The sequence below is a fragment of the Caballeronia sp. ATUFL_F1_KS39 genome, assembly GCF_023630985.1.
In the GTDB taxonomy this organism is placed as follows: Bacteria; Pseudomonadota; Gammaproteobacteria; order Burkholderiales; family Burkholderiaceae; genus Caballeronia; species Caballeronia zhejiangensis.
In genome coordinates this window covers 68,112-80,665 of the sequence record NZ_JALQDZ010000012.1, presented here as the reverse complement: position 1 = coordinate 80,665, position 12,554 = coordinate 68,112, and the positions used below count along the sequence as shown (strand labels likewise).

13 protein-coding genes are annotated in these 12,554 nt (G+C 64.2%); 6 read left to right on the top strand and 7 right to left on the bottom strand.

Translation table 11 applies throughout. From position 1 onward, the window contains the following. The first annotated feature begins 93 nt into the window (after positions 1–93). Positions 94–1,086, top strand: a complete 993-nt coding sequence (locus NCR93_RS08095; RefSeq protein WP_175982280.1) for a Gfo/Idh/MocA family protein — start codon at positions 94–96, stop codon at positions 1,084–1,086. 35 nt (positions 1,087–1,121) lie between these two features. Here the strand turns inward: NCR93_RS08095 and NCR93_RS08090 are convergent, their stop codons facing one another. The 6 genes from NCR93_RS08090 to NCR93_RS08065 all read right to left on the bottom strand — a co-directional run bounded on the left by NCR93_RS08090 (position 1,122) and on the right by NCR93_RS08065 (position 6,206). Next, positions 1,122–1,781: an amino acid ABC transporter permease gene (locus tag NCR93_RS08090; protein ID WP_034473185.1), complete on the bottom strand. Its 660-nt coding sequence runs from the start codon at positions 1,779–1,781 to the stop codon at positions 1,122–1,124. Positions 1,782–1,906: 125 nt separating this feature from the next. Then, a complete protein-coding gene (locus tag NCR93_RS08085; protein WP_008349288.1) occupies positions 1,907–2,707 on the bottom strand; it encodes a cystine ABC transporter substrate-binding protein in 801 nt (266 codons plus the stop codon). A 114-nt stretch (positions 2,708–2,821) separates the two neighbouring features. After that, positions 2,822–3,844, bottom strand: coding sequence for a quinone-dependent dihydroorotate dehydrogenase (locus NCR93_RS08080; RefSeq protein WP_175982279.1), 1,023 nt, complete (start codon positions 3,842–3,844; stop codon positions 2,822–2,824). 96 nt (positions 3,845–3,940) lie between these two features. Next, positions 3,941–4,768, bottom strand: a complete 828-nt coding sequence (locus NCR93_RS08075; RefSeq protein WP_033536383.1) for an arginyltransferase — start codon at positions 4,766–4,768, stop codon at positions 3,941–3,943. Positions 4,769–4,880: 112 nt separating this feature from the next. Next, on the bottom strand, positions 4,881–5,612 hold the full coding sequence (gene aat / locus NCR93_RS08070) for a leucyl/phenylalanyl-tRNA--protein transferase (protein WP_008349292.1): 732 nt from the start codon (positions 5,610–5,612) through the stop codon (positions 4,881–4,883). Between the two features lie 48 nt (positions 5,613–5,660). Next, a complete protein-coding gene (locus NCR93_RS08065) occupies positions 5,661–6,206 on the bottom strand; it encodes an NUDIX hydrolase (protein WP_008349294.1) in 546 nt (181 codons plus the stop codon). Between the two features lie 243 nt (positions 6,207–6,449). Here NCR93_RS08065 and NCR93_RS08060 point away from each other — a divergent pair, with 243 nt between their 5' ends. The 3 genes from NCR93_RS08060 to moaE are packed head-to-tail and all read left to right on the top strand — an operon-like array spanning position 6,450 to position 8,407. Beyond that, positions 6,450–7,679, top strand: a complete 1,230-nt coding sequence (locus tag NCR93_RS08060; RefSeq protein WP_341829813.1) for a molybdopterin molybdotransferase MoeA — start codon at positions 6,450–6,452, stop codon at positions 7,677–7,679. Positions 7,680–7,683: 4 nt separating this feature from the next. Beyond that, entirely contained in the window at positions 7,684–7,941 is a 258-nt protein-coding gene (gene moaD, locus NCR93_RS08055) for a molybdopterin converting factor subunit 1 (RefSeq protein ID WP_175982277.1), read from the top strand. Position 7,942: 1 nt separating this feature from the next. Further along, entirely contained in the window at positions 7,943–8,407 is a 465-nt protein-coding gene (moaE, locus tag NCR93_RS08050; protein ID WP_175982276.1) for a molybdopterin synthase catalytic subunit MoaE, read from the top strand. A gap of 6 nt (positions 8,408–8,413) precedes the next feature. Here the strand turns inward: moaE and NCR93_RS08045 are convergent, their stop codons facing one another. Further along, entirely contained in the window at positions 8,414–8,959 is a 546-nt protein-coding gene (locus tag NCR93_RS08045; RefSeq protein ID WP_175982275.1) for a group III truncated hemoglobin, read from the bottom strand. 290 nt (positions 8,960–9,249) lie between these two features. Between NCR93_RS08045 and NCR93_RS08040 the strand changes: the two genes are divergently transcribed. Further along, positions 9,250–9,759, top strand: a complete 510-nt coding sequence (locus NCR93_RS08040) for an Rrf2 family transcriptional regulator (protein ID WP_175982274.1) — start codon at positions 9,250–9,252, stop codon at positions 9,757–9,759. A gap of 174 nt (positions 9,760–9,933) precedes the next feature. After that, complete coding sequence (gene clpB / locus NCR93_RS08035; protein ID WP_008349306.1) at positions 9,934–12,531, top strand: ATP-dependent chaperone ClpB; 2,598 nt, start codon at positions 9,934–9,936, stop codon at positions 12,529–12,531. The last annotated feature ends 23 nt before the right edge of the window (positions 12,532–12,554 follow it).

The window sequence follows — 12,554 nt, the reverse complement described above, 5'->3', positions numbered from 1 at the left end:
GCTTTTTGCCGTCTGAGCCCGCCGCGCGCAGTCGTCATGCGACGCAATCAGGCACAATGCGTCGCACGACGAATCTGGCGCACGGAGGCAGGCTTGAGCAATACGAATATCGATGAAAAGACGATCCGCTGGGGCATCGTCGGCGCGGGACGCATCGCGCGGCGCTTCGCCGACAGTCTCACGCACGTCGAAGGCGCGCGGCTCGCGGGCGTGTGGTCGCGCCGCGAAGAACCGGCGCGCGCATTGGCCGATGCATTCGATGCCCGCGCATTCGCCGATTTCGACGCGCTGCTCGCCAACATCGACGCGCTCTACATCGCGACCTTGCAGGACAGCCATCCGGCGTACGCGTTGCGCGCGTTCGCGGCGGGCAAGCCCGTGTTGTGCGAAAAGCCCGCAGCCGTGAATGCGCGCGAGCTGCAACGCATGATCGACGCGGCGCGCGCGGCGAACGTGTTGTTCATGGAAGCGATGAAGCCGCCGTTCTATCCGCTGTATCGCCGCTTGCGCGAGCATGTGCAAAGCGATCCGATCGGTGAAATCGGTCTCGTTCGGGCCGGCTGCTCGATGGCGAACGTGCCGCTCGATCATCCGTCGTTCTCGCTGGACGCGGGCGGCGGCGCGCTGCTCGATATCGGCATTTACGAGGCGTTTCTCGCGGTCGACTGGCTCGGCGAGGCGCTCGACGTGCAGACCATCGGACGGCTCGGCGCGACCGGCGTCGACGTCTTCGCGAGCCTGAACGTGCGCCACGAACGCGGCATCGCGCAACTGTTCTGCGGACTCGATCTGCAAGGCCGCGGCGATGCGCTCATCGGCGGCACGCTCGGCACGGTGACGATCCACGAGAACTGGTGGAATCCATCGCGCGCGACGATCGCTTATACGGACGGAAGAAAGGCCGAACTCGACGAGCCGTTCTCGGGCGGCGGCCTCAACTACGAAACCGCGCATTTCTGCGAGCTGCTGCGCGCCGGCGAAACCGAGAGCCCGGTCATGCCGCACGCAACGTCGATGCGGATGATCGCGATCATCGACGCCGCGCGGCGCGATTTGAATCTCAGGTTTCCGTTCGAAACCGACTAATGGGGAAAAGCCGCTTTTCAGCGGCCTGTTTGCGATCAGTGCCGCCCCGGCAGCGCGAGACGCCGCTCGAAAATCCGCTGCACGAATTCGAGCACGCTGCAAAGAATCCAGTAGACGAACGCCGCCGCGAGATAAAGCGGCAACGGCTGATAAGTCGCCGCGATCACTTCCTGCGCGCTGCGCAACAGTTCGGTCACGGTGATGACCGACACGAGCGATGTGTCCTTGATCAGACTGATGAGACTGTTCGACAGGCTCGGCACCGCGATGCGCAGTGCCTGCGGCCCGATCACGTAACGCAGCGTCTGCGCGCGCGACAGTCCGAGGCTATAGGACGCGAGCCACTGCCCGGCGTGGATGCCGAGAATCGCGCCGCGCATGCTTTCCGAGAGATACGCGGCCACGTTCGCCGACAGCGCGATCACGCCCGCGGGCGTCGGTTCGAGGGAGATGCCGAGGCTCGGCAGGCCGTAGTAGATGACGAAGATCTGCACGAGCAGCGGCGTGCCGCGCATCACGCTGACATAGCAGCGTCCGATCGCGACGAGCGCGCGGTTCTGGCTGATGCCCATCAACGCCAGTACGACGGCCGCGATGAGGCCGAAGAACATCGAGTAGAGCGCGAACTTGATCGTCAGCAGCGCGCCTTGCGCCAGCACGGGCGCCGATTGAACGAGCAGGGATGTCGTGGACATTTAAGAGACGCGTTGACTGAAACGGTGCTGAAGTGAAACAAACCGGCACATATTAAACCGAGCCGGCAAAAGAGAAGGGCGGCACCGTTACGATGCCGCCCTCGCGACGCCCGAAACGGCGCGTTTTATTTCGCCGGCTTCGTCACGTCGATGCCGAACCACTTGTCCGAAATCTTCGAGAACGTGCCATCGGCTTCGAGCTGGGTCATGGCGTCGTCGATCGCCTTGGCGAACTTCGGATTGCCCTTCTTGAACGGAATGCCGGACGGGTTGCCCGCGCCGACATTCGCGCCGGTGCGCAGCGGCAATTGCGAATTCTTCAGCAGGTACGCGAGCATCAGGCGGTCGTTGAGCGCGGCGTCCAGACGCCCGGCGGCGAGATCACGCAGATACTCGGGCGCGCCCGGATACGTCTTCACGTCGATGCCCGGCACCGACTTCGCCATGTCCATATAGTTCGTGCCGAGGCCGACGCCGAGCTTCTTGCCCTTCAGTTCTTCGAGCGACTTGAACTCGCGCTTGTCGTCGCTGCGCTGGATCAGTTGCGCGTTCGAGTACGTGTAGGCGGGCGAGAAATCGAGCGTCTGCTTGCGCGCATCGGTGATGCCGACCTGGTTGACGATCACGTCGAACTTGCCCGCCTGCAGGCCCGCGATGATGCCGCTCCATTCGGTCGTGACGAACTCGGGCTTCACGCCGAGCTTGGCGGCGACGGCCTTGGCGATATCGACGTCGAAGCCGACCAGTTCACCGTTCGGCGCTTTCGAGTTGAACGGCGGGAAGGTTCCTTCGAGACCGACGCGCAGCGTGCCGCGCTGCTTGACCTGATCGAGCAGATCTTCGGCGTGGGCGGCGGTCGTGACGGCCGTGAATGCCGCGCCGATCAGGCTGGCGGCGACGAGCTTCTTGAGCGTGGACAGTTTCATCGTGTTGTTTTCCTCTTGATGGGCACAGCGTCTTTTTTTCGATGCGGCGATCATAGTGAAAACGCAATCGCTGCGTAATATCGTTTGCTTATGTCTATATGCCGGATCGGGGCGTCACGCGAGCGCTTCGACGCACTCTTTCACGAGCGCGGGACCGCGATAGATCAGCCCTGTATAAATCTGCACCAGCGACGCGCCCGCCGCGAGCTTCGCGCGCGCGTCGTCGCCCGAGAAAATTCCGCCTACGCCGATGATCGGCACGTCGGTCCCGACCTCCGCGCGCAGCTTGCGGATGACCTCGTTCGACGCGTCGAAGACCGGACGCCCGGACAGGCCGCCCGTTTCGTCGCCGTGCTTCATGCCGGTCACGGCGGTGCGGGAAAGCGTGGTGTTGGTCGCGATCACGCCGTCGATCTTGTGAGCCAGCAACGTGCCCGCGATCGACTTGATCTGCTCGTCGTCGAGATCGGGTGCGATCTTCAGCGCGAGCGGCACGAGCTTGCCATGCAGATCGGACAGCCGCGCCTGCTTTTGCTTGAGCGCGCCGAGCAGCGAATCGAGTTCGCCCGCGCCCTGGAGCTGCCGCAGATTCTTCGTGTTCGGCGACGAAATGTTGATCGTCACATAGCTCGCGAACGGATAGACGCGCTCGAGGCAATACAGATAGTCCTCGGCGGCGCGTTCGATCGGCGTATCGGCGTTCTTGCCGATGTTCAGTCCCAGCACGCCGCGATAATGCGCGGCCTTGACGTTCGCGACGAACTGATCGACGCCGCGATTGTTGAAGCCCATCCGGTTGATGAGCGCGTTCGCCTCGGGCAGCCGGAAGATGCGCGGGCGCGGATTGCCCGGTTGCGCGCGCGGCGTCACGGTGCCCACTTCGATGAAGCCGAAGCCGAGCGCCGCGAGCCCGTCGATGCACGCGCCGTCTTTGTCGAGCCCCGCCGCGAGTCCGACCGGATTGCGGAACGTGATGCCCATGACGGTGCGGGGCGAATCGGGGCCGCGCTTGGCGAGCATGCCGGCGAGCCCGGTGCGGCCAGCCGCGCCGAGCATGCGCAGCGTCAGATGATGAGCGTCTTCCGCATCCATCTTGAAGAGATGCGAACGCGCGATCGGGTAGAGGGAACTGAACACGAAATGAAAGCCGGCGACGGCGAATTTTTTTAAGACCGCTATTTTAGCGGTTTCGGACGGCGTGCCGGTCCGGGCCCGCGGGAGGGACTTCGGCGGCTATTTCGGCTGGCTCGGGCCGTTGATGCGCCCGGGCATCGGCAGCGCGCCCGCGGAGTGAGTGTTCGCGGGATCGAGCAGCGTCCAGCGGCCGTCGATCAGACCTTCCAGCGGCCGGAAATTGGCCTTGTACGCCATTTTTTCGCTTTCGCGGATCCAGTAGCCGAGGTAGACGTGCGGCAAGTCGAGACTCTTCGCCTGCTCGATCTGCCAGAGGATGTTGAAGGTGCCGTAGCTCGTCTTCGGCAGATCGGGTTCGAAGAACGTGTACACGGACGACAAGCCGTCGCCGAGTATGTCGATCATGCTGATCATGCGCAGTTCGCCGGGCTCGTCCGGATGTCCCGGATGCGCGGGTTCGCGAAACTCGACGAGCCGCGAATTGATCCGGCTTTGCAGCAGGAACTGCTCGTACTGATCGCGGCTGTCGCGGTCCATGCCGCCGCCCGCGTGACGCGCCGACTGATAGCGCATGTAAAGCGCGTAATGCTCTTCGTCGTAATGCAGCGGCGCGACGCTCGCGATCAGATTGCCGTGCAGCTTCCAGACGCGCCGCTGCGCCCGGTTCGGCACGAAGCGCGCGACCGGCACGCGCACCGGCACGCAGGCGCGGCAGCCGTCGCAATACGGTCGATACGTGAAGACGCCCGAGCGCCGGAAGCCGGCCTTGACGAGTTCGGTGTAGACGTCGGAGTTGATGAGATGGCTCGGCGTGGCCACCTGCGAGCGCGCAACACGCCCTTCCAGATAACTGCAAGGGTAGGGCGCTGTTGCATAGAATTGCAGCGCGGAAAGCGGTGACAGCGGCAGCTCGTTCGGATGTGTCACGTTGGCGGCTCTCGCAGGCGTCGTCTCGTCGTTGCCGGCCGGCGCGCGAGATCGTTTTCAGGCGCGCGGCGGCTGCATTGCATGTGTCGCTCGGGCATCACGCGTGTAGCGTTTAGCGTGCCAGCACGTCGAGAAGGACGGATTTGTCGAAGCGCCAGCCGATCGCCGGTTCCGCCGTCGCCCGTCTCAGATGCGCGACGAACGCGCGGCGCGCGATCTCGCGGCCGCCCAGCGACGCCAGATGCGACGTGTTCTGCTGGCAGTCTATCATCTCAATTTGATTGCGGCGCAAGTGTCCGACGAGCGCCGCAAGCGCGATTTTCGACGCGTCGGTCTTGTGCGCGAACATCGACTCGCCGAAGAACATGCGCCCGAACGACACGCCGTACAGTCCGCCCACGCGCACGCCGTCGAACCACGTCTCGACGCTGTGCGCGTTGCCTGCGCGATGCAAGGTCGTGTAGGCATCCACGATATCCGACGTGATCCACGTTCCGCGCTGGCCGTCGCGTGGCGTGTCGGCGCAGGCGCGCATCACGGCGGGAAAATCGTCGTCGACGCGGATCTCCCAGACCGGATCGCGCACCACGCGCTTCAAGGTCTTGCGCAGCGAATCCGACACCTTGAACTCGGCCGGAAACAGCACCATGCGCGGATCGGGACTCCACCACAGCACGGGCTGGCCGTCGGAATACCACGGGAAGATGCCGCGCCCGTAAGCATCGATGAGCCGCGACGGCAGAAGATCGGCGCTCGCGGCGAGCAGGCCCGGCGCGCCGCTCGCCGCGCCGAGCGCGCGCTCGACGGGCGGGAAGGGATCGTCGTCGGCGAGCCAGGGAACCATGTTCTCGGGAGGGCGGCGTTCAGTGAGATTCGTCGGACAGCGGCGGAATCAGCCGTCGCGCAGCGTGCGGAAGATGTCGCCCGTATGCAGCGTGAAGTTGCCGGCGGCGCGATCGGCGAAGAAGAATCGCAGCGTCTGTCCGACCGTCGGAAAGGCGATCTCGTCCCACGGAATCTCGCTTTCCTCGAAGAGCTTCACTTCCAGACTCTCCTCGCCGGGATCGACTTCGATATCGAGCAGCCGCGCCAGATAGAACAGATGCACCTGATGCACGTGCGGCACGTTGAGCAGCGTGAAGAGACTCTGAATCTCCACGCGCGCGCCCGCTTCCTCGAGCGTCTCGCGCGCGGCGCCTTCGCTCGTCGTTTCCTGCATTTCCATGAAGCCCGCGGGCAGCGTCCAGTAGCCGTAACGCGGCTCGATCGCGCGACGGCACAGCAGCACCTTGTCGTCCCACACCGGCACGGTGCCCACGACATTGCGCGGATTCTGATAGTGAACGGTGCCGCAGTTGTTGCAGACGAAGCGCTCGCGGTTGTCGCCGGGCGGAATGGCGAGACCGACCTCGTGGCCGCAGAGGGAACAGAATTTCATGGAAATGGACGTGGGAAGTGTGCTGCGAGTGTATCACCGCACCGCCGCGGCTTTGAGGCGCGCGAATGGATTGCGGTATCGGTCGCGGCACATGTCCGGCTTGCCCGGCGGCGAAGGTGCGACGCCTGCCTTCTCGCTACAATAGTTGACCGGAATTGCAATGTCCCTTTCACGATCAGGCCGCCGCGCGCGTCCCAACCGAACGCCATGTCATCCACGCCAGCCGCTTCAAGCCGTCCTCCGATGCTCGCCACCGCCGACGCGCTCGGCCGTCTGCTCGACGCCGCGCGTCAGGTCGACGCCCGCGAGCGCGTCGACACGCTCGATGCGCTGAACCGCGTGCTCGCCGCCGACGTGACCTCGCCGCTCGACGTCCCGCCGATGCACACCAGTGCGATGGATGGCTACGCGGTTCGCATCGCCGATCTCGCTGGTGCGGGCGAAGGCGCGCCGGTCACGTTGCGGGTGTCGCAGCGCATCCCGGCGGGACACGCGGCCGGGCCGCTCGCGGCGGGCACGGCCGCGCGCATCTTCACCGGCGCGACGGTGCCGCCCGGCGCGGACGCCGTCGTCATGCAGGAAATGGCACAAGCGTCGGACGACGGGCGCGTCGCGTTCGGGCAGGCGCCCACGGCGGGCGAGTGGATCACGCAACAAGGCGCGGATATCCGGCGCGGCTCGGTGATCCTGCCCGCGGGCACGCGCCTGACGCCGCAGGCGCTCGGGCTTGCGGCGTCGGTCGGATGTGCGCAGCTCGAGGTCGTGCGGCGCGTGCGCGTCGCGATCTTCTTCACCGGCGACGAACTGCGCATGCCGGGCGAGCCGCTCGAACCCGGCGCGATCTACAACTCGAACCGCTTCACGCTGCGCGCGCTGCTCGCGAAGCTCGGCTGCGAGGTGACGGATCTCGGCATCGTGCCGGACCGGCTCGACGCGACGCGCGAAACCTTGCGGCGCGCGGCGGCGGATCACGATCTCATCCTGACGTGCGGCGGCGTGTCGGTCGGCGAGGAAGATCACGTGAAGCCGGCGGTCGAGGCCGAAGGACGCATTTCGATGTGGCAGATCGCGATGAAGCCGGGCAAGCCGCTCGCGTTCGGCGCGGTGCGGCGCGGCGGTGCGGTTGGCGATGAGGCGTTTTTCATCGGCTTGCCGGGCAATCCGGTTTCGAGTTTCTGCACGTTCCTGCTGTTCGTGCGGCCGTTTCTGCTGCGGCTCGCGGGCGTGACGAACGTCGCGCCGCGCGTCTATTCGATGCGCGCCGACTTCAGCCAGAAAAAAGGCGATCGCCGCAACGAATTCCTGCGCGCGCGCGTGAACGCGTCGGGCGGCCTCGATCTCTTCGAGAATCAGAGCTCGGCCGTGCTGACATCGACCGTCTGGGGCGATGGTCTCATCGACAATCCGCCGAATCATGCGATCGGCGCGGGCGAGATCGTGCGCTTCATCCCATTTTCAGAACTGACGCGGTAGAGAAATGAAGATCGATTTGAGATTTTTTGCGAGCGTGCGCGAGGCGCTGGGCGTCGCGAACGAGACGGTCAGCGTGCCGGACACGGTGGTCAATGTCGGCGACGTGCGCGCGTGGCTGCGCATGCGCGGCGGCGTGTGGGAAGAGACGCTCGCGGAAGGCCGTGCATTGCGCATGGCCTGCAATCACGTGATGACGAATTCGTCACAGCGCATCACCGAGGGTTGCGAAGTGGCGTTCTTTCCGCCTGTGACGGGTGGCTGAGATGAACATGCGTTCGAAAATCCGCGTGCAGGAAGCCGATTTCGACATCAGCGCGGAAGTGGCCGCGTTGCGCGCCGACAATCCGAAAGTGGGCGCGGTCGCGTGTTTCGTCGGCACGGTGCGCGATCTGAACGAAGGCAGCGCCGTCGAGACGATGGAACTCGAGCATTACCCCGGCATGACGGAAAAATCGCTCGAAACGATCGCCGATCAGGCGCGCGAGCGCTGGCGCGGCTCGGACGTGCTGATCGTGCATCGCGTGGGCAAACTCAAGCCGCTCGATCAGATCGTGCTCGTCGCGACGACGGCGATGCATCGCGCGGAGGCGTTCGAATCCTGCGCCTTCGTGATGGACTATCTCAAGACGCAGGCGCCGTTCTGGAAGAAGGAGAAGACCGAAGCGGGCGAACGCTGGGTCGACGCGCGCGAGTCCGACGATACGGCGCTCACGCGCTGGCAGACCTGACCGGCGTCATTTTTCGTCGGCCGATTTGCCGATGAACTTCGCGGGAAACGGCTCGGCGTCGGGACGCTCGGGGAAGCGCGGCTCGGGCGCGCCGCCCGTGCGCTGCCGCTTCAGCGCCGCGAGGAGTTCCTGCTGCTCGACGGGAATCTCGTAGTCCCAGCCGAACTTGCTCAACTGCAAGCTCTGCGCGATGCGCAGCGCGGGTTCCATGAACTGCACGGCCGCAGCCGGCTCATAGCGCGACTCGACCGTGTTGAGAAACAGCGACAGCCAGCGCGCGAAGTGTTGCGGCTCGATATCGTCGATCGGGCGATGCGCTTCCTGCACGTTGCCGCGATATTGCTTCGATCCGAGCACGAGACTCGACCAGAAGGTGGTCATTTTGGCGAGATGCTCGTCCCAACGGCCGGCGAGCGCGCGCGAAAAGATCGGCCCGAGGAGCGCATCGTCATCGACGCGCCGATAGAAGGCGTCGACCAGCGCGCGGACATTGGCTTCGCTGGGTGCGCATTCGCGCGGGGCATCGGCGGAAAGGTGTTCGGTGTTCGTCATCTTTGAAACAGTGAAGGCGGATCAGATATTTTCCGGCGAAGAATGTAAAGATGCCGCAAAATGGCGCATCCATGCGGCCGATTCGTCGACGCGCGTCTCAAGCCGTACGAAAAGCACGCTTGTACGGATTCCGTGCATTTTGGTACGACGCGGACGAGCGGTGCGCCGATGGTAAGTCAGCCACGTCCGCTCGTGTCATCGTCCCTCGTCTTGACGCGGACTCCTTGACGATACGCGCGTTTCGTCGAAATCCCGAGGCGCTTTTGCGTCCACTTTCTCCGCGCGAGATCATGCGACTCACCGATTACACCGATTATTCGCTGCGCGTCCTGCTCTATCTCTCGGTTCGACCTTCCGGCCTTTCGACGATTCAGGAAATCTCGGATGCGTATGGCATTTCGAAGAACCATCTGATGAAAATCGTCCAGCAGCTTGGCGAACTCGGGTGGGTCGAGACCGTGCGCGGCCGCAACGGCGGACTGAGACTTTCATCGCGGACGAACGACCTCACGATCGGCGACATCGTGCGCAGAACCGAAAGCGATTTCGCGCTCGTGGGCTGCCTCGTGAATCAGCCGGCGGATCGGCAAGCCTCGTCGCACGCGCGCTGCGTCATTCAGCCGGCCTGCCGGTTGCGCGGCGTGCTGGCAGCCGCGCGCGACGCCTTTCTCGCCGAACTCGACAAGCACACGGTCGGCGAGCTCGCTCAACCCGCGAACGATCTGGCGGCTCTGCTCGGCATCGTCAGCATCGCGCCGATTGCGGTGGGTGCGCCCGGGGCGCTTCGCGCGCCTTTGTGATTCCAGCCGGCACGCGTTGAACGAAACCCGGACGCCGTAGGTCAATTCAGAGCCTGGGCGGTTGGCTGCCGCCATTGTCGAAGAGCAAAAAGAGCACTTTCCGGCCCAAACGATGCTTGAAAGTGACAAAAAGCGCCTCATTTTGGTCGTATTCAGAATCGGAGCTTTTAAAAAATGAGAATCGACAAACTCACCACCAAATTTCAGGAAGCGCTGTCCGACGCGCAGAGCCTCGCGGTCGGGCGCGACAACCAGTACATCGAACCGGTGCATTTGCTTGCCGCGCTCATCGCGCAGCAGGACGGCTCCGCGCGCTCGCTGCTGTCGCACGCGGGCGTGCAGGTTCAGGCGCTGCAAACGGCGCTCAACGAAGCGATCAACCGTCTGCCGCAAGTCCAGGGCACCGACGGCAATGTTCAAGTCAGCCGCGAACTCGCGGGCCTGCTCAACGCCGCCGACAAGGAAGCGCAGAAGCTCAACGACACGTACATCGCGAGCGAGATGTTCCTGATCGCCGTCGCGGATGACCGTGGCGAAGCCGGCCGTCTCGCGAAGCAGCACGGCCTGACGCGCCGTGCGCTCGAAGCCGCGATCAACGCCGTGCGCGGCGGCGCGCAGGTCAATAGCCAGGACGCGGAAAGCCAGCGCGAGGCGCTCAAGAAATACACCGTCGATCTGACCGAACGCGCCCGTGCGGGCAAGCTCGATCCGGTCATCGGCCGGGACGATGAAATTCGCCGCTCGATCCAGATTCTCCAGCGCCGCACGAAGAACAATCCGGTGCTGATCGGCGAGCCGGGCGTCGGCAAGACGGCGATCGTCGAAGGACTCGCGCAGCGCATCGTCAATGGCGAAGTGCCGGAAACGCTCAAGGGCAAGCGCGTGCTCTCGCTCGACATGGCCGCGCTGCTCGCGGGCGCGAAGTATCGCGGCGAGTTCGAGGAGCGCCTGAAGGCCGTGCTGCACGACATCGCGAAGGACGAAGGGCAAACCATCGTCTTCATCGACGAGATTCACACGATGGTCGGCGCGGGCAAGGCCGAAGGCGCGATGGACGCCGGCAACATGCTCAAGCCGGCGCTCTCGCGCGGCGAGCTGCATTGCATCGGCGCGACGACGCTCGACGAATACCGCAAGTACATCGAAAAGGACGCGGCGCTCGAGCGGCGTTTCCAGAAAGTGCTCGTCGATGAACCGTCGGTCGAGGCGACCATCGCGATTCTGCGCGGCTTGCAGGAGAAGTACGAACTGCATCACGGCGTCGAGATCACCGATCCGGCTATCGTCGCGGCGGCGGAGTTGTCGCATCGCTATATCACGGACCGCTTTTTGCCCGACAAGGCCATCGATCTGATCGACGAAGCCGCGTCGCGCATCAAGATGGAAATCGATTCGAAGCCCGAAGAGATGGACAAGCTGGATCGTCGTCTCATTCAGCTGAAAATCGAGCGCGAGGCCGTGAAGAAGGAGAAGGACGAGGCGTCGCAGAAGCGTCTGCAACTCATCGAAGAGGAAATCGACCGGCTCAATCGCGAGTATTCCGATCTCGAGGAAATCTGGACTGCCGAGAAAGCGGCGGTGCAGGGCAGCGCGCAACTGAAGGAAGAAATCGAGAAAGTGCGCGCGGATATCACGCGTCTGCAGCGCGAAGGCAAGCTGGAGAAGGTCGCCGAGTTGCAGTACGGCAAGCTGCCGGAACTCGAAGCGCGTCTGAAGCAGGTGACGCAGGCCGAATCGCAGGAGCAGAACAACCCGACGCGTCCGCGTCTTCTGCGCACGCAGGTCGGCGCCGAGGAAATCGCGGAAGTCGTGTCGCGTTCCACCGGCATTCCCGTTTCGCGGATGATGCAGGGCGAGCGCGAGAAGCTGCTGCAGATCGAAGCGAAGCTGCATGAGCGCGTGATCGGCCAGGACGAGGCGATCGGCGCGGTCGCTGACGCGATTCGCCGCTCGCGTGCGGGTCTGTCGGATCCGAATCGTCCGTATGGCTCGTTCCTGTTCCTCGGGCCGACGGGCGTCGGCAAGACGGAACTGTGCAAGGCGCTCGCGGCGTTCCTGTTCGATTCGGAAGATCATCTGATCCGCATCGACATGAGCGAGTTCATGGAGAAGCACAGCGTCGCGCGTCTGATCGGCGCGCCGCCGGGATACGTCGGTTATGAGGAAGGCGGCTATCTGACCGAGGCCGTGCGCCGCAAGCCGTACAGCGTGATTCTGCTCGATGAAATCGAGAAGGCGCATCCGGACGTGTTCAACGTGCTGCTGCAAGTGCTCGACGACGGGCGCATGACGGACGGTCAAGGCCGCACCGTGGACTTCAAGAACACGGTGATCGTGATGACGTCGAACCTCGGCTCGCAGGTCATTCAGGGCATGGTCGGCGAGCCGCAGGAAAGGGTGAAGGACGCCGTGTGGGAAGAAGTGAAGCTGCACTTCCGGCCGGAATTCCTGAACCGTATCGACGATGTCGTCGTGTTTCATGCGCTCGATCGCACGAACATCGAGTCCATCGCGAAGATTCAGCTGGCGCGTCTGCACGAGCGGCTCGCCAAGCTCGATATGGACCTCGACGTCTCGGATGCGGCGCTCGCGCAGATCGGCAAGGTCGGGTACGACCCGCTGTTCGGCGCGCGTCCGCTGAAGCGCGCGATCCAGCAGGAGATCGAGAATCCGGTCGCCAAGCTGATTCTCGCGGGACGGTTCGGGCCGAAGGACGTCATTCCCGTCGATGTGCGGGAAGGCCAGTTCGTGTTCGATCGCGTGGTGCATTGAGGGCGGTTCGGTCGTAGCGGTAG